The 24,490-nt window shown below is 34.4% G+C and carries 26 protein-coding genes; 4 read left to right on the top strand and 22 right to left on the bottom strand.

Translation table 11 applies throughout. The features are described from left to right. Nucleotides 1-18 precede the first annotated feature (18 nt). The 15 genes from ACTF54_RS07540 to ACTF54_RS07470 form a co-directional block, all read right to left on the bottom strand. Complete coding sequence (locus ACTF54_RS07540; RefSeq protein WP_347202213.1) at nucleotides 19-264, bottom strand: hypothetical protein; 246 nt, start codon at nucleotides 262-264, stop codon at nucleotides 19-21. Nucleotides 265-574: 310 nt separating this feature from the next. Continuing rightward, entirely contained in the window at nucleotides 575-1,291 is a 717-nt protein-coding gene (locus ACTF54_RS07535; RefSeq protein ID WP_438969086.1) for a GLPGLI family protein, read from the bottom strand. A gap of 7 nt (nucleotides 1,292-1,298) precedes the next feature. Next, nucleotides 1,299-1,559 (bottom strand): hypothetical protein, encoded by a 261-nt coding sequence (locus tag ACTF54_RS07530; RefSeq protein WP_438969085.1) that lies wholly within the window; start codon nucleotides 1,557-1,559, stop codon nucleotides 1,299-1,301. 94 nt (nucleotides 1,560-1,653) lie between these two features. Beyond that, on the bottom strand, nucleotides 1,654-1,776 hold the full coding sequence (locus ACTF54_RS07525) for a hypothetical protein (protein ID WP_438969084.1): 123 nt from the start codon (nucleotides 1,774-1,776) through the stop codon (nucleotides 1,654-1,656). Between the two features lie 94 nt (nucleotides 1,777-1,870). Continuing rightward, nucleotides 1,871-2,692, bottom strand: coding sequence for a GLPGLI family protein (locus ACTF54_RS07520; RefSeq protein WP_438969083.1), 822 nt, complete (start codon nucleotides 2,690-2,692; stop codon nucleotides 1,871-1,873). A 15-nt stretch (nucleotides 2,693-2,707) separates the two neighbouring features. After that, nucleotides 2,708-2,968 carry a hypothetical protein gene (locus ACTF54_RS07515; RefSeq protein WP_438969082.1) on the bottom strand — a complete coding sequence of 87 codons (261 nt, stop codon included), beginning with the start codon at nucleotides 2,966-2,968 and terminating at the stop codon, nucleotides 2,708-2,710. Nucleotides 2,969-3,077: 109 nt separating this feature from the next. Beyond that, complete coding sequence (locus ACTF54_RS07510; RefSeq protein WP_438969081.1) at nucleotides 3,078-3,200, bottom strand: hypothetical protein; 123 nt, start codon at nucleotides 3,198-3,200, stop codon at nucleotides 3,078-3,080. A 64-nt stretch (nucleotides 3,201-3,264) separates the two neighbouring features. Further along, complete coding sequence (locus ACTF54_RS07505) at nucleotides 3,265-4,059, bottom strand: GLPGLI family protein (RefSeq protein WP_438969080.1); 795 nt, start codon at nucleotides 4,057-4,059, stop codon at nucleotides 3,265-3,267. Beyond that, nucleotides 4,053-4,367 carry a hypothetical protein gene (locus ACTF54_RS07500; protein WP_438969079.1) on the bottom strand — a complete coding sequence of 105 codons (315 nt, stop codon included), beginning with the start codon at nucleotides 4,365-4,367 and terminating at the stop codon, nucleotides 4,053-4,055. Before ACTF54_RS07500 ends, ACTF54_RS07505 begins: the two co-directional genes overlap by 7 nt. A gap of 118 nt (nucleotides 4,368-4,485) precedes the next feature. Further along, nucleotides 4,486-4,689, bottom strand: coding sequence for a hypothetical protein (locus ACTF54_RS07495; protein ID WP_438969078.1), 204 nt, complete (start codon nucleotides 4,687-4,689; stop codon nucleotides 4,486-4,488). After that, nucleotides 4,673-5,479, bottom strand: a complete 807-nt coding sequence (locus ACTF54_RS07490) for a GLPGLI family protein (RefSeq protein WP_438969077.1) — start codon at nucleotides 5,477-5,479, stop codon at nucleotides 4,673-4,675. Before ACTF54_RS07490 ends, ACTF54_RS07495 begins: the two co-directional genes overlap by 17 nt. Then, the gene (locus tag ACTF54_RS07485; RefSeq protein ID WP_438969076.1) at nucleotides 5,473-5,943 is read right to left on the bottom strand and encodes a hypothetical protein; all 471 of its coding nucleotides are present in this window, start codon (nucleotides 5,941-5,943) and stop codon (nucleotides 5,473-5,475) included. Before ACTF54_RS07485 ends, ACTF54_RS07490 begins: the two co-directional genes overlap by 7 nt. Before the next feature lie 123 nt (nucleotides 5,944-6,066). Continuing rightward, entirely contained in the window at nucleotides 6,067-8,331 is a 2,265-nt protein-coding gene (locus ACTF54_RS07480) for an inorganic phosphate transporter (protein WP_438969075.1), read from the bottom strand. A 186-nt stretch (nucleotides 8,332-8,517) separates the two neighbouring features. Then, the gene (locus ACTF54_RS07475) at nucleotides 8,518-9,663 is read right to left on the bottom strand and encodes a hypothetical protein (RefSeq protein WP_347195329.1); all 1,146 of its coding nucleotides are present in this window, start codon (nucleotides 9,661-9,663) and stop codon (nucleotides 8,518-8,520) included. Between the two features lie 93 nt (nucleotides 9,664-9,756). After that, complete coding sequence (locus ACTF54_RS07470; RefSeq protein WP_438969074.1) at nucleotides 9,757-12,486, bottom strand: TonB-dependent receptor domain-containing protein; 2,730 nt, start codon at nucleotides 12,484-12,486, stop codon at nucleotides 9,757-9,759. Nucleotides 12,487-12,644: 158 nt separating this feature from the next. On the opposite strand from ACTF54_RS07470, the gene dgt reads away from it, so the two are divergent. After that, nucleotides 12,645-13,976 (top strand): dGTP triphosphohydrolase, encoded by a 1,332-nt coding sequence (dgt, locus tag ACTF54_RS07465; protein WP_438969073.1) that lies wholly within the window; start codon nucleotides 12,645-12,647, stop codon nucleotides 13,974-13,976. Here dgt and ACTF54_RS07460 read toward each other — a convergent pair. Next, complete coding sequence (locus ACTF54_RS07460; RefSeq protein ID WP_438969072.1) at nucleotides 13,973-15,739, bottom strand: 1-deoxy-D-xylulose-5-phosphate synthase; 1,767 nt, start codon at nucleotides 15,737-15,739, stop codon at nucleotides 13,973-13,975. The genes dgt and ACTF54_RS07460 overlap by 4 nt on opposite strands. Nucleotides 15,740-15,797: 58 nt before the next feature. Next, the gene (locus ACTF54_RS07455) at nucleotides 15,798-16,724 is read right to left on the bottom strand and encodes a hypothetical protein (protein WP_438969071.1); all 927 of its coding nucleotides are present in this window, start codon (nucleotides 16,722-16,724) and stop codon (nucleotides 15,798-15,800) included. Nucleotides 16,725-16,902: 178 nt separating this feature from the next. Between ACTF54_RS07455 and ACTF54_RS07450 the strand changes: the two genes are divergently transcribed. Beyond that, complete coding sequence (locus ACTF54_RS07450) at nucleotides 16,903-17,352, top strand: nucleoside deaminase (protein ID WP_347195324.1); 450 nt, start codon at nucleotides 16,903-16,905, stop codon at nucleotides 17,350-17,352. Between the two features lie 221 nt (nucleotides 17,353-17,573). Here ACTF54_RS07450 and ACTF54_RS07445 read toward each other — a convergent pair whose 3' ends face one another. Together ACTF54_RS07445 and greA are read right to left on the bottom strand one after the other, a co-directional pair. Then, a complete protein-coding gene (locus ACTF54_RS07445; RefSeq protein WP_347195331.1) occupies nucleotides 17,574-17,969 on the bottom strand; it encodes an HIT family protein in 396 nt (131 codons plus the stop codon). After that, nucleotides 17,969-18,445 carry a transcription elongation factor GreA gene (gene greA, locus ACTF54_RS07440; protein ID WP_347195323.1) on the bottom strand — a complete coding sequence of 159 codons (477 nt, stop codon included), beginning with the start codon at nucleotides 18,443-18,445 and terminating at the stop codon, nucleotides 17,969-17,971. The genes ACTF54_RS07445 and greA overlap by 1 nt, the downstream gene beginning before the upstream one ends. A gap of 132 nt (nucleotides 18,446-18,577) precedes the next feature. Here greA and ACTF54_RS07435 point away from each other — a divergent pair, with 132 nt between their 5' ends. Continuing rightward, entirely contained in the window at nucleotides 18,578-19,123 is a 546-nt protein-coding gene (locus ACTF54_RS07435) for a Rieske (2Fe-2S) protein (protein WP_347195322.1), read from the top strand. Between the two features lie 48 nt (nucleotides 19,124-19,171). On the opposite strand, the gene ACTF54_RS07430 is transcribed toward ACTF54_RS07435, so the two are convergent. The 3 genes from ACTF54_RS07430 to ACTF54_RS07420 all read right to left on the bottom strand — a co-directional run bounded on the left by ACTF54_RS07430 (nucleotide 19,172) and on the right by ACTF54_RS07420 (nucleotide 23,186). After that, nucleotides 19,172-21,361 carry a TonB-dependent receptor gene (locus ACTF54_RS07430; RefSeq protein ID WP_438969070.1) on the bottom strand — a complete coding sequence of 730 codons (2,190 nt, stop codon included), beginning with the start codon at nucleotides 21,359-21,361 and terminating at the stop codon, nucleotides 19,172-19,174. Nucleotides 21,362-21,832: 471 nt separating this feature from the next. Next, a complete protein-coding gene (locus ACTF54_RS07425) occupies nucleotides 21,833-21,955 on the bottom strand; it encodes a hypothetical protein (protein WP_438969069.1) in 123 nt (40 codons plus the stop codon). Further along, nucleotides 21,945-23,186 (bottom strand): M20/M25/M40 family metallo-hydrolase, encoded by a 1,242-nt coding sequence (locus tag ACTF54_RS07420; protein ID WP_347196166.1) that lies wholly within the window; start codon nucleotides 23,184-23,186, stop codon nucleotides 21,945-21,947. Before ACTF54_RS07420 ends, ACTF54_RS07425 begins: the two co-directional genes overlap by 11 nt. A gap of 36 nt (nucleotides 23,187-23,222) precedes the next feature. Here ACTF54_RS07420 and ACTF54_RS07415 point away from each other — a divergent pair, with 36 nt between their 5' ends. Next, complete coding sequence (locus ACTF54_RS07415) at nucleotides 23,223-24,326, top strand: TolB family protein (RefSeq protein ID WP_438969068.1); 1,104 nt, start codon at nucleotides 23,223-23,225, stop codon at nucleotides 24,324-24,326. The last annotated feature ends 164 nt before the right edge of the window (nucleotides 24,327-24,490 follow it).

The following is a 24,490-nucleotide window of genomic DNA, read 5'->3' as shown; positions in this document are numbered from 1 at the left end:
AAATTATAGATTATCTGATTAAAATTTTAGAACCCCTAATTCATATGCTCTACCAATGAATGAAGCTATACTGTTACAAGCGGCTCTATCAGCTGCTGTAGTATAATGTATTCGTGTTTGTGTAACTTCGTTACCTTCTTCATCAATACTTGTTCTTTGAATTACAACAGTGCAGTCTCCTTGAGGTGATGTTAACTCTTTTTTAACAAACCCACTACTCAACATAAATACTCCAGCCAGTGCTGCAAAAACTAATTTTCTCATAATAAAATATTTTAAATGATTAATATGAGTTAAAGAAACTAAGAAACTAAGAAACTAAGAAAAATCCTAATTTAATTTTGAGTATTTTATTTTTTAACAGTTTTATTGTCAGTTTTTTATCTTTTAATCTACTCGCATACTTTGAATACTACTGTCTTGTATTGTTTTAAGAATTACAGTGGCAAAAGCGACAGGTTCTTATAATTCATTTACCGCAGTACCAGATATTTGCGCATTGAGAATAAAGCATATAGAAAATAGAAAAAGACCCTAACAGGTCTTTTTCTTTAAATTTGATAAGCTTTGAAATTTACTTTTTTTCATCTTTTAATTCCCATTCAAATACCTTTTCAATTCCAGTCCTCTTAAATTCAACTTTTGTTTTATTAAATTCAGTTGGTAATCTAGAAATAGTTCGCCTACTTCGAGTTTTATTTTTTAAATCACGTTTACTGATAAAGTCCTCGAAGGATATAACTTCTGTATATTTACTCTTATCTAAATTTAAAACATTTGTTTTACTTTCTATAATTTCAATTTGCTTAAGTGTCCAAGATCTAAAGCCTATCATTTTTTCAGTGTACAAAGAAATAATTAAACCTGGAAGTCCATTAAATTTCCAAGGCCCAAAGGAAGTCGATATTTCTTCATTATAATATGCGGTAATAAAAGTACCACGAAAAATTGTTGTTGCCTTTTTACAAACAAAATCTCCAATCAATTTTTTTTCATCAGTTAAATACCAAATAATATCAGGGATCGAGTCTCTTACTAAAATAGCATTTCTCTCAAAAAACAAAATATTATCAGTATTCTTAAAGTATCTACTTGATGCATATGTATTACCTTTATTATCAGGAATGTTCTGAATATTAGTTCTATACACTGATGCAGTATCATTAAAAATCAATGTCTCAAGTTTTAAACCTTGACTATTTTCAACCTGATATGAAATTTTATAAACCTTATCTTGAGAATTTGATAAAAATGTATTGATTGTAAATAGAAATATGAGCAAAGTTCTCATAATCTTATTATCCATAAATTGCTTGAAATAAAGATACCCAGCGTCTAAAACCTGTATTAGCAATTTCGCAAGCGCGTTCATCAACTGTTCTTGTAATTTGACTGTAGACAGCGGTATCAGTGATTTCTCCATCCTCATCATATAAATGCACTTCGGCTGTTAAAAGACAAAATATATCATCCTCCACTTTAATTTGATCGTCACTGGTAGTAAATCCGCTACTCAACATAAATACTCCAGCCAGTCCTGCAAAAACTAATTTTCTCATAATAAAATGTTTTAATTTATTAATATGAGTACTAAGAAACTAAGAAACTAAGAAACTAAGAAAAATCCTAATTTAATTTTGAGTATTTTGTTTTTTAACAGTTTTCTTGTTGTTTTTTTACTGTAAGCTTTAACGGTGTCGCTGTAATGCTAGTGTCTTGCGTGGTTTTAAAAAATAAGTTTGCGTATGCTGCTCTTTCAAGTTGTTTATCTCCCATTGAGCCAGATATTTACAAACTAAGTGCAAGGAAGGTAAAAAACAGAAAAAGACCCTAACAGGTCTTTTTCTTGTTAATGTAAATAAAGTTAAGTTTACTTTTTTTCATTTTTTAATTCCCATTCATAAATAAGCTCTAAAGAATGAGTGTGATTTTGTGTGACTACCTCAGAACTAACAAAGCCATTATTATCATTAGATTTATTATATTCTTTAATTTTAGTCTTCATTCTTGATTCAACTACCTTTAATCTCTGTTTGCTATCTTTTTCAACACATTTGATTTGATTTTCTAAATCAAATATTTTCATTTTATTAAAAGGTACATCAAAATTACTCACATTATAATCTATCAGTGTATTAATAGATTCGGCTTTATAAATGAAAGTTCCATCTGTAGATTTAGCTTCTAATATTAAACCTGGCAAACCTACTATTTTATAAGGACCTATAGGAGTAGAAATTTCAGTCGTATAAAAGGCGATAATAGCTCTACCTCGATAATTTCCAATCGCTTTTTTGCACTTTAAACCCAAAATAACTTTTTCTGCATCGATAATTTCCCATTTAATGATTGGTAAATTATCCACAATAATTGATTTTTTTCCTGTTTTACAAGATTTTCTCATGCTATACTGGGTATTTTCATAGATGTTCCCGATAGTATATGGATCTAATACATTTTCTCTAAAGCCTATAATCTTATATTGCCAAGAGGAAGTACTCTCATTCACAATATTTTGGTACCGGTATAAAGAATCATTAAAAATAAGTTGGATATTAACATTTGTAGAAAAAGTTTTGGTTGAAGTACCTTCACTACTTAATTTATATTGAACTTCTAATGTCTTTTTCTGTGCTGATAGCGAGTAAAAAAAAGTGCAAAAAATTAAACAAAAAATTATTTTCAAACTCATTGATTTATAATTGTTTTAATCTATAATGCTTGCCTTAGGTCTCTGATTTAATTCTGAGGTCTTGCAGGTTAAATCATCCCATACAAAGCTATTAAAATCTACAGATTCAGAAAATAACTCATAAGCTCCTTGAGCATCGTAATAGAAATTTATTGAATGACAAGCACACAACTCAAAAGTATCTTCAATAGAAAGTATGTCGTTTCTGTCTATACTTAAAAACCCACTACTCCACATAAATACACCAGCAAGTGCTGCAAAAACTAATTTTCTCATAATAAACTATTTTAATTGATTCATACAGAGCATTCAGGAACTAAGAAAAATCCTAATTTAATTTTGAGTATTTTATTTTTTAACAGTTTTATTGTCAGTTTTTTATCTTTTAATCTACTCGCATACTTTGAATACTACTGTCTTGTATTGTTTTAAGAATTACAGTGGCAAAAGCGACAGGTTCTTTTACTTCATTTACCTCATTACCAGATATTTGTGCGTTAACTATCAAGCATAGTAAAAATAGAAAAAGACCGGTTAGGGTCTTTTTCTAAATATTTAATAGGCGTTTCAAACTATTGGCTATTATCATCTAACTGCCATTCGTAAAATAATTCTAATAGATTCCGATCATTTGACACAATGTCTACAGTTGTTGAATTATCTCCATTCTGTTTACGTTTATTCTGATATTTTAGCTTAATTTGTTTAGCTAACTTACCTCGAAAATCATCATAATCTTTAAGCCAATCCCTCATTGTAGTTAAATCTCCAAATTCAAATGATTCAAAATAAGTAAATCGTTCTGGACGCGTTACCTTATCAATTCTAAGAACTTGAAAAGTGAAATTACGATCTCTAGATTGAGCGAATATTATTGCCCCAGGCAAACCATTCAAATTGTTGGGACCAATAGTGATCGGTATTTCTGTAGTAAAGAAAGCATCAATTACTCTTCCTCTATAATTACCAGTTCCTTTGCTACATTTATATCCTCCTATACTTTTTACTTCATTGGTAATTATCCAATTAATATCCGGCAAACTGTCAACAACATTATAATTCTTATATGGAAATGTTGTAAGATTAAAATCTACTTTACCGTCAATTTCCCCTATATGATAATCATATTCGAGCTTACTTGGATTCCTATCATAATCTCCAGTTATAAAATCTTTTGGTCCTTCTATACCTGCTACATGCTCGTAGCGATACGTCGAAGAATCGATATTCAGAATGTACTTGTCAACAGTCTTAGTTCCTGAAGATGAAATTCTGGTTACAGAGTAATCTAATTGATAAACTTCATTATCTTGACCATGAGCAAAAGCGGTTGTAGAAATTAAAATAAAAATAAAACTTCTCAACATCCCGATTCAGCTGCGTGTAGTTCTTCTACCGATCTTGCGTTTAACATGCCTGATGAATTCACGCAATCACTAGTATCATAACTTCCTTCACCACCAGTTAAATTACTACACGCCTGTGATCCGTTTGTATAAGACCTTAAGGTTAAATCCATATACCTAGGAGGATTGTTTCCTATTTGGACAGATATAGTTTCAAGACACGAACAGTTGCAGCCAAAGTTTACATCAACCTTTTCTATTTTTGGTATTGTAAACCCACTACTCAACATAAATACTCCAGCAAGTGCTGCAAAAACTAATTTTCTCATAATAAAATGTTTTAATTGATTAAAATTAGAGCACTAAGAAACTAAGAAACTAAGAAAGATCCTAATTTTCAATGAGTTATTTTATTTTATAACAGTTTTATTGTTCTTTTTTTATCATTTAATGTACTTGCATACTTTCAAAACTACTGTCTTGAGCTGTTTTAAGAATTACCGTAGCAAAGGCTACTGGTTCTTGTAACTCATTTACCGCAGTACCAGATATTTGCGCATTACCTATAAAGCAGGTAAAAAATAGAAAAAGACCTGTTAGGGTCTTTTTCTTAATAATTTGAATAAAATTAAATCTATTTTTTTTCTTCATCAACTAATTGCCATTCGTAAAATAATTCTAAAGAAGTACTCAGATTGGAAACTTTAGCTGTTGAAGCTTCAGATTCTGAGCCTTCATTCCTGATTTTTTCGCTAAACTGCATTTTCAATTTTTTCAATCTCTTACTTAATTTTTCATTTTTCTCTTTTAAGTATGACCGCAGTGACGTAGTTGCTCCAAAATTAAAACTATCAAATTTAATGAAACTGTCTGGTCTCTCGATTTTTTCGATCTTAGTAGCTATAAAACTAAATTCACCATCATGACTTTTTGCATATATAATGGCGCCAGGTAATCCATTTAAATTATTTGGACCTATCGCAATTGGTATATCTGGTGTGAAGAATGCCTCAATATTTCTACCACGATAATTCCCAACAGCTTTATCGCATACATATTTACCGATTTTTTGTTTCTCATTTAAAATTTTCCATTTAATCTCAGGTAATGTATCGACTATATTATACTCAGTCTTTTTGCTACCATCATTAGTTAAATGGAAATCTATTCTATCTTTTATAGATCCAATATGATAGGAATAAAAACGCTCGAAGTATTCTTGTTCCATTTTTTTAAATTGAGGATTAGAATTTTCCTGTTTTAAAAATTCATATTTGTAAGTCTCTTCATCTATTAATAGCTGGTATTTTTTGATCACCGAATTAACTAAAGAAGGATGATTGAATTTTACATCATATTTTATCGATAAAACTTTATCTCCATTAGGATTCTGTGCATTTCCAGCAAATACAATTAATAAAAAAATAAATTTCGTTAACATCCTCCACCATTTTGAGCTTCTTGGAATGTTTCTGCATTAGGAGCATTTAACATTCCCGATGTGTTTTGACAATCTTCTGTATCAAAACTACCCATACCTTGAGTTTGACTAGTACAACTCTGTGCCGATCGAGCGAAAAATTCAAATTCAATAAGTTCGCCACCAATGAATGCTATAAAATAACAAGCACATTCACATGATAAATCTTCATCGTAATTTTCATCTTCAATCTTTAATGAACTTGTCGTAAACCCACTACTCAACATAAATACTCCAGCTAGTGCTGCAAAAACTAATTTTCTCATAATAAAATGTTTTAATTGATTAATATGAGTTAAAGAAACTAAGAAAAGTCCTAATTTAATTTTGAGTATTTTATTTTTTAACAGTTTTGTTTTCAGTTTTTTAAATAGCAAACAAGCATGAGAATATATTTTTAATTTAAGTGCAAGTTCCTCTTCCAACGTGCATCTTGCAAAGTTTTCTATATTTTCCTCGCTTTCGCGAAAGCGAAACATGCACAAAATCTTCACCATAAAAAAAGCCAGTTCTTGTGAACTGGCTTTTAAAATATCTAATGGAACTATTTACTTGATTTTTGAAGGAGAACGACTGGCATCAAACTCTCTATAATACTGCTCTACTATCTGGATGGTTTCATTCATCAAATCTCTAGTTTCTAAAAGTAAACTAAAGTAAAGTGTCGTATTCTTAGGCGATTCCTCGTCGTTTTTAGTACGTTTTACTTGCTTATCAATCTTTTCATCGACTAGGTTGATCAGCTCTCTTTTTTCTAAAATGATTGATTCCAGACTATTGAAATCCTTAGTGCTAAAAATCTCTTGAGCATCATTAAAGATCTCATGAATACGTAAAATAATCTCTTTTAAATCCTTAATCTGATTAAATTTAAGGCTCTTATGATTATTACTTATGTGCGTTGTACTAGCCTTAGAGATATAATCTAGTGACTGGGATACATCTTGAAGATTACCTAATACATCAATATAAAACTTACTTGCTCCTAGATTTTGTTCATCGAGGTTTTTAATAAAGAAAAAGATGTTGTTACGTAAGTCATCTATCTCGCCTGCTAGTTTTTTACTCTCTTTCTTTGACGTTTTTAATATGGAAAGGTCTTGTGCTATCAGACCATCTAAAGTATTCTTATAGATGCGTTTAGAACGTTTAAAAACAGTAGCTACATTATCAGAACTTTCTTCTATAATTCCTTGTATAGTTTTACTTTCTGATTTTTGTAGTTTTTCTGTCTCTTCTTGCTTTTTCTGTGATTTCTTATGCCCTAAAAAACTGCGTATAATTAAGAGAACAGCAAGGGTTACAAGAGCTACGACTGCATACATTTTTCCAACATAGATTATGTAAGCAAAAAGAGCCGCAGCAGTAAATGCACTAAAAGCGGTAAAGAACCAACCACCTATTACATTTAATACTCCTGCAATTCTATACACAGCACTTTCTGTTCCCCATGCTCTATCTGCCAGTGAGGTTCCCATCGCTACCATGAAAGTTACATAAGTCGTAGAAAGAGGCAATTTATATGATGTGGCAATAGAAATCAATACACTTGCTACCATTAAGTTTACAGAAGCTCGCACATAATCAAATGCAGGCTTATCAGTATGTTTAGGCACCACAGCGACTTCTGGTGCTTTCTCAAATCTAGAACTGATATAATCTGCTGTTTTTTCTGGAACAATACGTTGCACACCTTCTGCAAGGATAAGTGAATAGCGAACTAAAAATCTAGAAAGAAGATTAGATTGAAAACGCTCTGAACCAGAATCCTGTCGTGCCAAATCTACTGAAGTTTTTACAACCGCTTGTGCTTTTGAAGAAAACCATAGCGTTGCTACCATAATCAAACCAGCAGCGACCAGCAACCATTTATTTGAAGGTAACTTTTCACTTAAAAAGCTCATGTTAATCTCACTTGCTAGAAGTCCAGTACCTTCTGCATATTCCCATGCTTGATAAGCACCTATAGGAACACCTATAAAGTTTACTAAATCATTTCCTGCAAATGCCATGGCAAGACCAAAAGTACCTGATATGATAATGAGTTTATAGATATCCCATTTGATGACCATCACATAAACAAAGCTTAAAATAGTCCAAAATAAAAAGGCTACTCCTATAAATGTATACACATTTGTTGCGGCAAGAAAGTCTGTTACGAGACCTAAATCTGCTCCTTTAAGACCTTTAAATACTATAAAGTAAAATAAACTGGTCAATGACACACCACCAAAAAGAGCCGCTAGGTAATTAGGTCTTTTCTTATAGTCAAAGGTGAGTAACAGCCTCGATAAAAACTGCACGATCCCACCTATAATAAAGGCTATGACCACAGATAGTAAAATACCTTGTATAATCTCTAATGCCGTATCTGTAGCGATATATTTACCTAGATCTAAAAAGCTCTCGCCGTTATTTTCACTAATTTTTATAAGTGACATACATACCGCAGCACCTAAAAGTTCAAAAACGATAGAAACGGTGGTAGATGTAGGTAATCCTATACTATTGAAAAAGTCTAGCAGTAGAATATCTGTAATCATTACTGCCATGAAAATAATCATGACCTCATCAAAAAAGAATTCTCCAGGATTAAAAATACCTTTACGCGCCACTTCCATCATACCGCTAGAAGATATCGCGCCAAAGGCAATACCAACACTAGCAATAATCATAATAGTCTTAAAACTAATCGCTTTAGAACCTATCGCACTATTTAAAAAGTTAACGGCATCGTTGCTTACTCCTACTACAAGATCTGTAATAGCAAGACCTGCAAGGATGATAAGCATGTAAATATAAATATCAGACATTTACTTCGTTTTTATTCAGTCTGCAAAAGTCGGTTATACCGATAGATTAAATGTTATGCTACTGTTATTAATCGTGTTGTTACTGATGATTATCTCGCTTTCGCGAAAGCGGAAACTATTCCAACTATGAAACACAAAAAAGGCTACTCGTTAGAATAGCCTTTTTAAATTTTATATAAATTAAAATTAGAAATTATATCCAGTCCAAGCAAACAACGAAGAGTCTGTACCTGTATTTGTTGTAGTAACCGTTACTGTTGCTCCTGGAGCATTTTTGATATCTGTACCATCTGCAGTACCGTTTGCAGTAGCATTTACTACAGTTCCAGCAGTAGAATCGCCTCTTGAATCTTCTAAATCAATGAAGTCTGAAGCAGTCGCTGTACCAAATGTACCTGCTAGTGCATTGTTGATGGTAGCTGTTGCCCCACGACGTACTTTAATTAAATCAGAGAAATCTACCGCATTACCTTGATTTACAATTGTAACGTTATTTACAGTAAATACAGACTGCGTATTATCAGATGGTGAATTACCGTCTAGATTACCATCTGCTTCAATACCTCTAGGGTCTGAAGTCACTGCAACATAATTTGCCTCACGTATTCCATAAAGATTGGTAAGTGTACCTCTATAACCTTGTGTTACATCAAACATGTCATCTTTTGCATTCAGTACAAAGATGTTAGATGCGTTTACTGATCCACCGAAAAACTCGATAGCATCATCATCGCCATTTGCAATGTAGATATTAGATAACGTAGTTCCAGAACCTACACCATTAAGAGTAAGGCCATTATGTTCTGCATCACCATCGATACGAGCTCCTGTATACTCGATAACGACATAATTTAAGATTCCAGAATCTTCTGTATCATTATTACCACCGAATAATAAACCTGCATTTACTTCTGTACCAGCTTCATTTTGACCTTGTGGATTCTGACCAGAAATCCATGCATTACCATTAATGATAATTCCACCCCAAGCGGCTGGTACTCTTGATGAACTAGTAAATCTAATAGGTGCAGCAGCTGTTCCATTTGCAACAATGCGTCCACCTCTTTCTACTAATAAATAAACGTCTGTTCCACCTGCTGTTGCGGAGATTGTAGTTCCTGCCTCGATAGTTAATGTAGCACCACTTTTAATGAACATAGGCCCATTAAGTACATAAGCATTACCAGCAGTTAAAGTTCTATTTTCTTGTACGTTTCCTGCAAGATTTAATGAATCTTCTGTTCCTTCTCCTATGATAGTAATATCATCTGTTTCACAAGATGTTATTGCTATTGATGCAACTGCAATTAAGGATAAAATTAATTTTTTCATTTTGTTTTCTTTAAGTTGTTTTTTGATTTCGTTTGTTGTCACAAATTAACATCGTAATAATACGATAAAGGTTATCTAAATATTACGAAACCTTTAAAACTTATAGCTGTATCCTAAGCTTATGTCAACTCCTCGTTTATAATTACTTAATACAACGTTACCATCTATCCCATCTCTTTCTAGTCTATATTCTGGATTGAGAAGGTTTCTAGCTTTAAGCGATAGTTTACCGTTTTCTCCCATAGTGATTGAACTTACTAGGTCTAGCGTAGGAACTCCTATCTCTTTTATGTTTTCAAAACCACGAGTACCTACAGAGAAAACACGTTCTGTAAAGTAATTAAGAACAATAGCGGTATTCAAATTACTCTTATTGATAAAAGTATTGTAATTCACATCTAGGTTCAATAAAACTGGAGCAGCTCCTTGAAGCTGTGTGGTAGTTTCTGTAAATTGTGCTAATGGATCATTCAATTCTTGATTACTATAAATGTAAGAAGCATTAAAACCTAAAGCTACTTTAGTCTCTCGACTCATTTCTAGACCTGCTTCAGATAATTCTCTAGTAAAAATATCCTTACGCAACTCAAGCTCTGCTCCTAGAACTGTTGCTTTATCTCCTACATTTAAATAAGTAAGCGTATTACCACCACTAGGTATTTCTGTACGAGCAATAGGATTTTGAATATTCTTATAAAAACCAGTTATGGAGATCAATTCACCTCTGGATGGATAAAACTCATAAGCAAGGTCTATGTTAGTAACGTCAGATAATTGTAAGTCTGGATTACCTTGTGTATTTAAACCACCAGGTATATTGTTTCTAAACGGCGCAATTTCTTTGAATTGAGGTGAAACATATGTCCTACTAGCTCCTAACCTAAAAATATTGTCTTCGTTTAAAGAATATTTTAATCCCAGACTAGGTAAGAATAAATTCTCATCTATTCTCGAGATACCATCGGTTGCACTTCTAGCAATGTTAGTATCATACTCTACTTCCATATTGAACTTTTCAAATCGCATACCAGCTGTCAGTAAAAATTTATCTGAAAAAGCTTTTACATAATTTCCCTGACCAGCAAAAATGGTTTTATCACCTATATAGTAGAATGGATTGAAAGCTTGTGGATTAATGGCACTACCTCTACCAGTTTCTAGCCTAAAATTACCAGCAATTAGCGATGGCTGATTATAAATGGCATCTGTATCATTTATATCTACCGCTATACGAGTATCAAATGTGTGGTTAAAAATGGTCGCTTGAAAAATATGGTGCGTCCATCGTATATCACCACCTACAGTAAAATAATGAGGTCTTTCATTCTCTTCACTTTTATTTAGATTGTACTTTAAAGAAGCGTTGGCATTCCAGTCGTTCTCTTGGATTTTACTGAAAAACCTTTGATTGTTACCACCAGAATCTATGTTAGGAGAATAAAATCCGTCTCTAAAAAGATATTCAAAATTTCTTCTATCTGGCTCGCTACCTCTTAAAGCATTGAATGATCCTTTTAAATCAAGTTCAAGTTGATCGTTTAACTGAAAATGAGTTAATAATTGTGTTACGTATAAGTTATTATCGTTAGTCTGTTGTCTTCTTACAAAAACACTATCACCATCTTGTTCTGGATTATCAATACCTTCATATTCTTGGAAACTTTGTGTATTCTTATGAATATACATCGTTAAAAGCTCGATGTTATTCTTACCAAAACGATAATCAAGATTGAATTGTCCTATTTGAGAAGTCTCATACTCGTACTTATCAAAATCTTGGTCTAAGAAAACACTTCCTGCACTATTGGTATTCTTAACATTACCATCAATAAAACGGTAACCATTATCAAAAGTCAGTAAACCATAAATATTTAGGTAATTTTCTCCTATATCGATACGTTTACCACCATTTATGGACAAACCTAAATTAACAAGGTTGTTTTCTGAACTAGGTGCTAGTTGATTGTCAAAACTGTAAACATTGAGGTTGTTAACAGGAAGCTCTGCATCACTGAAACCAAAATAACCTTCACCAGCGATACCTTTAAATTCAGACCCTAATGTTTGCATGTTTGCTCCTGTAGAAAAACTAACTCCTAATTCTTCTCTTCCAGTAAGTCCTTTAAGATCTACATTAATATTTGCACCAGCATTATCACCATTTAATTCAGATTGAAATACTTTATTGATATCTACACTTTCAATCAAATCACTACTGAAATAATCTAAGGATATGTTTTTATACTCTGGATCGTCAGATGGTAATGGTAAGCCATTTAATGAAGTAGAGTTATATCTATCACCTAATCCACGTACAAAAACGTTTTTAACACCAGCCTGTTTAGAAACTCCACTTACTTTTGTTACCGCACCTTCTGCATCACTGACTCCTTTCTTAGATAATTCTTCAGCCCCTATCGATTGTTTGATCGTTACTGCATTTTTCTTTTCTTGGATAAGCGCTTCTTCACTTTCTCTACTCTTAGTGACTACTATTTCTACCGCAGTAAGGGTTGCTGCCTCGGCACTCATAGGCACCTTAACATTAGTGGTATTACCTTCTGTTATTGTAATAGGGATTTCAACAGTTTGCATTCCTACAAAGGTTACTATAAGAGTATAGGAACCTGCTGGAGCAGTAATGGAAAACTTTCCGTCCATATCAGATTGAGCACCTAGAGTAGTTCCTTTTAATTGTACTGATGCAAATGCAACTGGATCATCGTCAAAATCTGTATCTGTGATCAATCCTGCAACCTTACCGCTTTGCGCTGTTGCTAAGCTAGTTAATAGTATAAATAAAGCAAAAATAAACTTCTTCATCATATATAAATTTGATTTTGCAAATGAACGACCTCAAAACTCATAATTAGGTTATGCTATGATTAACTCATTAATTCTTATTGTTAAGAAACGGTAAAATTAAAAGCATCCCAATAGAGCAATAAATGATGCTTATCTTGCACAAAATTTCTAAGTAAATGAACTGGCAGCAACTACTTTCTCTTAAACGATATGGCGACTCGCAACCTAGACCTAGAGCAAATCAGGATGAATTGCGATTGGGTTTTGAAGTAGATTATGATCGCGTCATTTTCTCACAACACTTTAGATCCTTACAAGATAAAACGCAAGTCATTCCTTTAAGTCAGACCGGTTTTGTACACACTAGATTAACGCACAGTCTTGAAGTAAGTGTCGTAGGTCGTTCCCTAGGAAGAATGGCAGGAAAGTTACTATTAGAAAAACATCCAGATTTAGTCTCATTGGGTTACAAACAACAGGATTTTGGTGCTATTGTAGCAGCAGCAGCGCTAGCTCATGATATAGGTAATCCACCATTCGGTCATAGTGGTGAAAAGGCGATAGGTAGTTTCTTTAAAACAGATCGAGGTGCTGGAATGATAAGTACGCTTTCGCGAAAGCAACAACAAGACTTACTTTCTTATGAAGGAAATGCAAATGGATACCGATTATTAAATCTAGATAGTCCAGGAACTTCTGGTGGTTTGAGACTTTCTTATGCCACATTAGGAGCATTTATCAAATACCCAAAAGAATCTTTACCCCATCGACCTACTAAACATATTTCACAAAAGAAATACGGCATCTTCCAGGCAGATCTTGCTCATTTTAATGACGTAGCAAACGAATTAGGTCTTGTGAATCGAACTGATAATGAAGAATCGCATTACCGTCATCCATTAACTTATCTGGTAGAAGCGGCAGATGATATTTGTTATACGATTATTGATTTTGAAGACGGCATTAATTTAGGCTGGATCAGTGAAGATCATGCGCTAGAGCAATTAATCAATCTAGTAAGAGACACTATTAGAACAGAAGTTTACACGCAGCTTTCTACTACTTCAGAACGATTATCTTACCTAAGGTCGCTTGCTATTAATAATTTAATCACTGATTGTGTAGCTATATTTATGGAAAATGAAGAAGCGATCTTAGCTGGCACTTTTCCTCATGCACTTACTGATAGATCCAAATACAAGTCGCAAATACAAGATATTTTAAGTATTACCATAGACCGTGTATACAATAATGAAGAAGTGATCCAAAAAGAAATTGCTGGATATAAAATCTTACAAGACATTCTAGCCGCTGCGGTAGAAGCTAGCATAAATGATTTGAATAATGTAGACAACTCTTATGACCAATTGATATTAAAGTCTTGTAAAGGATTAAAAATTAATGGCACGTCAGATTACGAACGTATTCTAGATGTTTGCGGTTATGTCGCATCCTTAACAGATAGCAAATCGATTGCTTTGTTTGAGGTGATCAACGGTAAAATTTAAGCTTTTAGTTTTTCAATCAAATTCAAAACAGTCTCTCGATCTATACTTACCATCCTATGTAAATCTGCAGTAGGGCCATGTTCTATAAAGGAATCTGGAATACCTAGTTTATGAATGATTCCTTGATACGCTTTCGCGAAAGCGAGATCACAAACAACACTTCCTAAACCACCGATTATCGTTCCATCTTCTATGCTAATAACGTGATCGTGGTTTTTAAAAATACGATCTAAAGCTTTCTGATCAATAGGCTTCAAAAAACGAATGTCTAAATGTGTACAATTCAAATTTTCATGCTCTAGCAATTCTTGAATCATCGTACCTATCGGGCCGATGCTTATAATGGCAATATTCTTACCTGATTTTAATAACCTAGAAGAACCTATTTCTATCTGTTTAAAAGGCTGTTTCCAGTTCACGATTTTACCACGACCACGCGGATATCTTATGGCAATAGGTAATTCTAATCCTTGAGAAGCCGTAAACATCATGTTTCTCATTTCTACAGCATCCATAGGTGCAGCAACGATTAAGTCTGGTACACAATTCAAATAAGCAAGATCAAAAACGCCATGATGCGTCGCACCATCTTGACCTACTAATCCTGCCCGATCCAGACAAAAAATAACCGGTAACTTTTGCAAAGCCACATCATGAATAATCTGATCATAAGCGCGTTGTAAAAAAGTAGAATATACATTACAAAAAGGCACCAATCCTTGAGTTGCCATACCAGCAGCAAGAGTGACCGCATGCTGCTCTGCAATACCTACGTCAAAAGCACGATCTGGAATAGCTTCCATCATTATTTTCATAGAACTACCAGTAGGCATCGCTGGTGTAATACCAACTATTTTTTCGTTTTCTTGTGCCAGCTCTACAATTGTATGACCAAAAACATCTTGAAATTTAGGTGGCAACTTACTGCTATCACTAGCTGGAATCTCACCTGTAATTTTATCAAATTTACCTGGTGCATGATAACGCACTTGATCTATTTCAGCTTGCTTTAAACCTTTACCTTTAACTGTTCTTATGTGTAAAAGTCTAGGTCCTTTTAAGTTTTTTTGTCTTTTAAGTTCGCTTAGTAATAGAGGTAAATCATGACCATCAATAGGACCAGAATAATCAAAGTTAAGTGATTCAAAAATGTTGTCATTTCCTGTTTCTTTACCAGACTTTGTAGTTGTTAGGTAATATTTAAGCGCACCTACACTAGGGTCTATTCCTATAGCATTATCGTTGAGAATCACTAAAAGGTCTGCACCACTCACACCAGCATGATTCAAAGCCTCAAACGCCATACCACTAGCGATACTGGCATCACCTACAACAGCAATATGTTTTCTATCTTCCTTTTTTAAAGCACTAGCCATAGCCATTCCTAGCGCAGCACTTATAGAAGTAGAACTGTGACCAGTTCCAAAAGTATCGTACTCACTTTCTGAACGTTTAGGAAAACCAGAAATCCCGCCTAAATCACGATTCGTATGAAAAACATCACGACGACCAGTCAATATTTTATGTCCATAAGCTTGATGCCCAACATCCCAAACCAACTGATCATCTGGTGTATTAAAAACATAATGCAAGGCAATGGTTAATTCTACCACACCGAGACTTGCGCCCAGATGCCCTTCTTTTGCAGCAACTATATCAATAATAAAGGCTCTTAATTCTTGAGCAATTTGTTCGAGTTCGCTTTCGCGAAAGCGTCTTAAATCAACCGTATCATTTATAGTTTCTAGTAAAGTCTTGAACATGCATCAAAGGTAAGCCGAAAAAGTATTTTGACGATTTAAGGATTTGGTAAATTGTTGGTTACTTACTACCAGTCATGAAAATAATTGGGAGCGAGTAGATAACATCAATTTTATTGCCTCTTTGTTGACCAGAGGTAAACATAGGAAGCAATTTCAATACTCTAACTGCCTCGTCTTGATACTGTTTGTAATTAGCACGAGTTTCTATATCTGCAACATTGCCCGATGAATCTATTGTGAATCGAACTGAAACTTTTTGTAGCTGGTCTTTTTTATGACGAATGATATTTGTATCAAAATGTTTATCGATGTGATCTTTCACTTTTGATGAGAAATAAACTCTTTTCTCATCTCTGCTCAAATACTGTGGCGTATCAGGAAATTCTGGAGATGTATCAACGATTGTGAATGGTACTCCATCTTTGAATTCATCTTCAATTACAATCATTCCCACTGGCGGCATTGGTATTGGTGATGCAGTACTGAATCCTCCAGTTATCGGAACAACCTCATCGCTTGAATCAGAATTTAAATACTCATAACTTTTAATTTTAGTTGAATCTATTATTGCTTTAGGTGGTGGAACCACTCCTAACAGTAAAGAGTCGGCATCTTCCAATTCCATCACCTCAACTGCGTCAATTTTTTGTTTATTACCACTTTCATTAATACAACTAAATAAAGTTGTCCCCATGACAATTAATAAGGCTAAAGCAAAGAATCGATGTGCTAGACGCGGCTCCAAAAGCATTTTTGCTGGTATTTGTACCACTATGCGTTCCAGTTGGGATTTGTAAATACGCCCACAAACTCCGTTGTGTAAATTTTCTTTAAGATAATTACTGATCTCAAATGAGCTCATTTCAGTAAAATCAATTACAGTCTTCTCGCAAGAAGAACAAAATCGGCCTTTTGCAGAAGGCGTCATTTGATTCCAGTCCTCGTGACACGGCTCTGAAATTTTGAAGGAATAGTATTCTTTCATGGTTAGTGTTTTAAATTAGAAACTAACCTCATCAAAAGTCTTGCCTTGTTTAAAATCTAATTTTAGTTCTTTTGCTTCATCAAACTTAAAAACATCGAGATTTTATAAGCGTTTTCGACTATCGCTCAAACTGACAGTATTTTCTTTTTCCTTTTATTTTTAGCTCTATTTTTACCAAATGATAGAACCATTTGACCACGAGTATTTCATGAGAAAAGCTTTACAAGAAGCAGAAGCAGCTTTTGATCGCGACGAGATTCCTGTAGGAGCCGTAATTGTTGCTCAAAATAGAGTCATTGCAAAAGGTCATAATCTTACAGAAACACTTACCGATGTCACCGCACATGCAGAAATGCAGGCGATTACCGCAGCATCTAGTTTTATAGGTGGTAAATATTTAAAAGATTGTACACTTTATGTAACTTTAGAACCTTGCCAGATGTGTGCAGGAGCTTTGTACTGGTCACAAATAGGAACTCTAGTTTTTGCAGCAAGTGATGCACAAAGAGGTTATCAATTTATGGGAACAAAATTGCATCCTAAAACAAACGTGATTCAAGGAATCTTAGAAGAACCTTGTGCCAGATTAATGAAAGAGTTTTTTATTAGGAAAAGAGGCTTGAATTAAATCTTATAATACTTTAAAAACATTCATAGATAAGAATTTAAGTCCACATCTGTGAAAATGAACCCTTAACAAATCCAAGGACTCAAAACTTAAAGACGTAAATGACTTGAGGTATATCTCGAATAATTATTTAAATGCCGAATCAAAAACAGATCCCTGATAAATTTGGTTCGATTAATTTTTATAAGCAATAAAATTCACAACCAAATTTTCTGGGGTTTTTAAGAATCAAATCTTGCTTTTACACGATCTGCAAGGTCCTGCATATCTTCTTTACTCATGCTTACTTTATTAGAAAAACGCATGTCTTCCATATCGCGCAATGGTATCAAATGTACATGTACATGTGGTACTTCCAGTCCTATAACAGACATACCTACACGCAAACAAGGAACTTCTTCTTTTAAAGCGATGGCTACTTCTCTAGAGAAATCCATCAAATCAAAGTACGTCATGCCATCTAGATCAAAAATATAATCAACTTCCTTCTTAGGAACACAAAGTGTATGGCCTGGCGCATTAGGATTGATGTCTAAAAAAGCAATGAAATCTTCGTTCTCTGCCACTTTAAAAGCTGGAATCTCACCTGTAATAATTTTTGTGAATACGCTCATGATTAATCTCTTGAAATTTCCAGAATTTCTAGCTGGATAGTTCCTACTGGTACAACAGCCTCTGCAATCTCACCTACTTCTTTACCTAGTAAAGCTTTACCTATAGGAGACTCTACAGAGATATGACCTTTGGTAACATCTGCCTCGCTTTGTGCAACAAGTTTGTAGTTCATGGTCATTTTATTTCCTAGATTCTTAATTTTTACGGTACTATGAATCAACACCTTTGAAAGATCCAAAGTGTTTTCATCTACAATACGTGCGCTAGAAACGATTGCTTCTAATTTTGAAATGCGCATTTCTAGCATTCCTTGAGCTTCTTTTGCAGCATCATATTCTGCATTTTCACTTAAATCGCCCTTATCTCGAGCCTCACCTATGGCCTGTGATGCCGCTGGACGCTCTACATCTTTTAAATGTTTTAGCTCTTCTTTCAGCTTTTTAAATCCTTCTTCTGTATAATATGATACGTTACTCATAGTTTCTTTTTTTAAATTGTTTTGTTCTAGCTCTCCTAACGCATTAAGTGCGGCATGAACTTTTAACTACTTCGCTTTCGCGAAAGCGAAACAATTAAAAAGCAATATAAAACTAGCCTCATAACTCACTTCATGGCTAGTAATTACAAAAAACAAAATCCCATCATTGCTGCGGGATTATCAAACAAATATAATAAATATCAATCAGATCGTTATACTTTTACAACTTATCCCACAATTGTTATGAAATTACGTAAAGCCTACCTTCTTTCTTTCTTACTAGTCATTTTTGCATGCACTAGTGATGACGGTCGAACTAATAATCCGTTTCTTATAGATATAGGTTTTCAAATTGATTTAAACACCAATTTGCCCCAATTCGGCAATCTGAATTTTGATCTGAATTTTGTAACTGTTCCTGATGTAGGATTGCGTGGCATTATTGTTTATCGCATAAGCAGTAATCAATATGTGGCTTATGAATTAAGTGATCCTAATCACTCTCCTAATTCATGCTCTCGAATGAGCATTAGTGGTATAGAAGCAACTTGCCCTTGTCCAGAAGATCAAAATAAATACAATGTTATTACTGGACAGCCTATTCAAGGCGATGGACGTTTTGGACTTAAAGCTTACAGAGCAGAACGTATAGGTGAAGTGGTTAGAGTGAGTAATTAACTTAAATCGCTCTCCATAGCAATGAAGAGCGATTTTGAAATGTAATTATTAGAAGTTCAAAGTCACTCCTGTCAAGAAATTAATTCCAGCCTGCGGATAAAAACCTGCTCCTTCTACCGTAGAAACGGTTCCTGGATTACTAAAATCATCATCAAAGGTGAAGTAGTAACCGTTAGAAACAAACTTCTCATTGAAGATGTTATTTACTAAAGCTGTAAAAACAACTGAATCAAAAATAGATTTTGGTTTTACAGTATAAATGAAATTAAGATCATTTGTAAAATAGCTGTCCAGCTTAGAATCTCTAGCTTCTGTATTGCTCATAAACTGTTCTCCTACAAATTTACTTAGTAAAGAGATTTGTAAGTTTTTCACTGGCTGAAAAACAATAGCATTTGCCGCAACAACATTAGGAGAGAACGCTATATCCGTACTTCCTAAATTCTGAATCTCACCGTCAAAAGAACGTATAGTTTCTCTATTTCTATTGCTACTTAATGCAAGGTTAGGTTGCAATGTTAATTGAGGACTTACCGGTATGATAGCATCTAGTTCTAATCCTAAACGATAACTTTCACCGCTGTTGGTTCTAATAGGTGCTCCTACATCATTGATCTCACCACTTAATACCAGTTGTTCATTATACAACATGAAATAGGTGTTTGCATTAAAAGTAAAGTTTCCTTTTTTATGTCTCCATCCTAATTCAAAATCATTGAGTTGTTCTGGCTGCACATTAGGATCACTTTCAAAATCATCTCTGTTAGGTTCTCTATTTGCTCGCGCATAAGAGAAATAAAGATCATTGTTATCATCGTACTCATAAGTAACACCAGCTTTAGGATTAAAGAAAGTGAAGTTTTCATCTACTAGAAATTCTGTAAGATTTGAATTAATACCAGATGTTTCATAGTTCACGTTTCTTACTTGTAGATCACCGTATAATTGAAAGCGGTCATTTAATTTATAAGTAGCTTTTGAGAATACTGAAAAGTCGTTTTTCTTTCCATTACCTTCATAATAACGATCTCTTATGTTAGACTGGCTTGCAAATCTAGCCCAAATCACCTCTCCAAAATGATCACCATCATAATGACTTATGCTTGTTCCAAAAACTAGATCTATCTCATTATTTTTATAATTAGCACTAGCATTAAAAACGTAGTAGTCGTTATCTAACCATCTGCGGCGCACAAGATCTGTAGTATTTACTGTTTGTCCATTTACGGTTAACTCATCAAAACCATAAGTAGCAAAGTCATCATCTTCTCTAAACTGCTCAAAGAAACCGCGACCATACGTATAATTCAACCCTATGTTAGTAGACCAATTTCTATTAATACGCTCATTCCAGTGCAGTTGATAATGGTCCTGACGGTAATCATCTACCTCATTATCATAAAATTGTGTATCTCCATTTTCATCTGTAAACTGTCCTGCAGGATTAAATCTTCTGTCTTCCCTAAGTTGATTGGCATCTATACCGAACCAAGATTGATAGGTCACATTATTACCACCAAATGTAATGGCCTTGATAAGTGTATTATCATCTACATAAGAACCTTGTAGAAAGTACGACTTTAAACTGGTAGAAGCGCGATCTATATAACCATCAGACTCAATATTTGATAATCGACCGGCAATTTCAAAGTGATCATTCATTAATCCTGTAGAAAACTTAACTGTATGTTTTCTACTATTAAAACTACCGAAGGAATTAGAAATCTCACCGCTAGCTTCCCTTGAAAAACCATCGGTTAGAATATTGATACTTGCACCAAAAGCGCCACTACCATTTGTACTTGTTCCCACACCACGTTGTACCTGCAAATTTTCTACAGAACTGGCAAAATCTCCTAGGTTGACCCAGAATGTACCCAATGATTCTGCATCACTATAAGGAATACCGTTGATCGTCACGTTAGTAGATTGAGAACTCACACCTCGTATTCTAAGACCTGTATATCCTATTCCTGCACCAGCATCACTCGTGGTGACTACAGATGGCAAGAAATTCAATAACATAGGAATATCCTGTCCTAAATTGCGCTTTGCAATTTCTTTTTTGGATAAATTGGTGTGTGTGATGGGCGATTTTGCATCGACACGTACTGCTTTTACTAGAACTTCGTCTAGTTTTTCTGCTTTTGTGGAGTCTTGCTCCTGTTTGTTTTGCGCCATTGCGAGACTGGTTGTTGCCAGTGCAGCTGCAATAAAAACGCGACCTAAATGTTTCATAAGAACTTAAATTAAGTTCAAATAAAAGGGGCATTTATTCGGTTTGATTAAAATAAAATGTTTGAAGGATTCTCTTGAAATAAAATAATTAAATGCACGATTTCTTCCTGAGCAACCTCAGGATCAACTTCCATTTTGAAATAAAAATGAAAAGCTAAATAAATACATCAAACCAGTTTACATCTTTTCCCTTAGCGACATTACTCGCCCAGGTTCCTTGGGTATTATCTCAGCCATTTCAACAACACTATTCATGCGGTTGAAAAAGCACCCCTTGAGATTGGCGGCAAAAGTAATATGAAAATGTAAATAGAAAAACAAAATTGAGATATTTTTAGAAATCATTTAATCATTAAAATCTCGAGGTATTTCTTTCCTGAAAACCTCCAAACTTTCTTCAATCCAACTTAAAGGAATGTCTTTCTGAAATAAATTTACAATTCTATTCTTATCCTTATCAGAACGGAAAATTTAAAGGACTAATTTATTATTCTTATAAACTTCAATTCCAATTCCGTCACGAATTACATCACTAGCAATAACTACACGATCTTTTTTCAATTTCATATCGTAAGAATTCAGACTAAAACTCAATCTCTTTCTCCACCATTTTACCATCGCGATCAACAGTCACCTTGGTTTTATCTCCATTATCAAAAGTAGCCAGCGTGCGCATGTAACTCATCATGTCTACAATAGTACTATCACCCAACTTCACGACAACATCGCCTTTCATCAATCCTGCTTTTTGGGCTGGTTTTTCTTCACTTATTCCATCGATGCGCATTCCTTTTCCTGTAAATAAATAGTCAGGCACTACTCCTAATCCTACTTTAAAACGCGGTACTTCTTCGCTTTCGTTCTTTGTTTTTCTAAAGGCTAATTTTCCTGCGGTATCAAACTCTGCTGTGATTCTTAAAATATAATCCGATATTTTTTGCATTCCGTCGTAATTCAACTTCTCTGCATCATCACCTGGCTTGTGATAATCTTCATGTTGTCCAGTAAAAAAATGCAATACTGGAATATCGTTCAAGTAAAACGATGTATGATCACTAGGTCCTACACCACTTTCACTTAAAGCCAACTCAAAATCTTTGTTGACCGCATTTACAATTTGCGTCCACCTGGTAGAAGTTCCTGTCCCGTAAATGGCAAGTTTATTCTCTTCATTTAATCTACCTACCATATCCATATTGATCATGTAGGTAATAGAATCTAGAGCGATTGTAGAGTTTTTAGTAAAGTAATTGGATCCTAATAATCCCATTTCTTCACCAGAAAAAGCCATAAACAGGTAGTTGTTTCCTTTTTTATCACTGGTCTTTAATTCATAAGCTAGATCTAACATTACTGCTACTCCACTGGCGTTATCATCTGCTCCATTGTGAATGGCTTTTCCATCACGATGCAAAGAGCCCTCGCCACCCATTCCTAAATGATCGTAATGTGCGCCTATCACAACCGTTTGAGCAGCACCATTATCGATGTAGCCTATAACGTTAGTTCCAGTCAAAAAACCATTGCCTTTCTCGTCTGTAAAAGCTGCTTCTTGATGTGGATCGCTAGACGGTTTAAAAGAAAATGTCTGGAAATAAGTCCCTTCATTTCCTTTAGGCTCGAGGCCAGATTCTTTCATGCGTTTTGCAATATAATCTGCTGCAAGTAACTCAAAAGAAGTTCCTGTCTCACGACCTTGCAAACTGTCAGAAGCAAGATATTCAACATCAGCTTTCATGTTGCCTTTTATGGGTTCTAACGTCTTCACATCGGTCTTGCAAGAGACTAATAAACAAATGGCTATAAAAAGTATCGTGATTCTCATATCTACCTTGTAATTTTACGCAAAATTAAATCATCTATGAGAACACTCCTATTTCTTATCGCAATAATCTCATTTGCAAGTTGTAAAGAGGCCGCAAAAAATACTGATAACACAGTTACAACATCAGAAAATAAAACTGTAACAAACCCATTAATCATGGAAGGTGAAAAGCACTTTAAAGATATGTACCAAGTGACTTTTGGAGGTGATAATGCAGAGGCTTACTGGAGTTTTGACGACAAGCAATTGATCTTTCAAAGCAACTATACCGATTGGGATGTCAATTGTGATCAAATGTTCTTGATGGATAATGGAGACAGCTTTCGCGAAAGCGTTCCTAAAATGATCTCTACAGGAAAAGGAAGAACCACTTGTGCTTATTTCTTGCCAGATAATGAGCATATCATTTATGCCAGCACACATTTACAAATGGATAATTGTCCAGACACACCATTAAAAGAAAATGGTAAATATGTATGGCCTATTTATGACAGCTATGACATTTTTGTGGCAGATCTTGATGGAAATATTACGGCTCAATTAACTAATGAAAAAGGTTATGATGCAGAGCCTACCGTTTCTCCACAAGGTGATAAAATCGTATTTACCAGCGATCGCAGCGGCGACCTAGAATTATATACCATGAACATCGATGGTAGTGAAGTAAAGCAAATTACCTACGAATTAGGTTATGACGGCGGCGCGTTTTTCTCACCAGATGGATCGCAATTGATCTTCCGTTCTTCACGACCTAAAACAGAAGCCGAAATCAAAGAATACAAAGACTTACTTGCTGTAGGACTTGTACAACCTACAGAGATGGAACTCTACATTTGTAATGCAGACGGTTCTGACTTGCGCCAGTTGACCCAACTAGGAAATGCCAACTGGTCGCCTTTCTTTTTACCTGATGGGAAACGTGTACTTTTCTCTTCAAACTTTGAAGCAGAGCGTGGTTTCCCTTTTAATTTATACATGATCAATACCGATGGAACTGGTCTGGAACGCATCACGCATGGAGAAACTTTTGACGCTTTTCCAGTATTCTCCAACAACGGAAAGTACTTGGCTTTTTCTTCTAATCGTAATAATGGCGGTGGACGCGATACAAACTTGTTTATTGCAGAGTGGCAGGATTAGCTATGAATCGATGAGTCTTTGAGCTATGCAAAAAAGTTATCAAAGCTTACTTAAGTTAGTGCATTCTTTTAGAGGTTTTTAATTCAAGAACTTCCTGTATTTATGTTACGCTTTCGCGAAAGCGAGAAACTGCATTCATCTAAATTCTATTTATGTGATTAGTA

The sequence above is a fragment of the Nonlabens sp. genome, assembly GCF_965657255.1.
Classification (GTDB): Bacteria; Bacteroidota; Bacteroidia; order Flavobacteriales; family Flavobacteriaceae; genus Nonlabens.
This window is presented reverse-complemented; position numbering and strand designations above follow the sequence as displayed.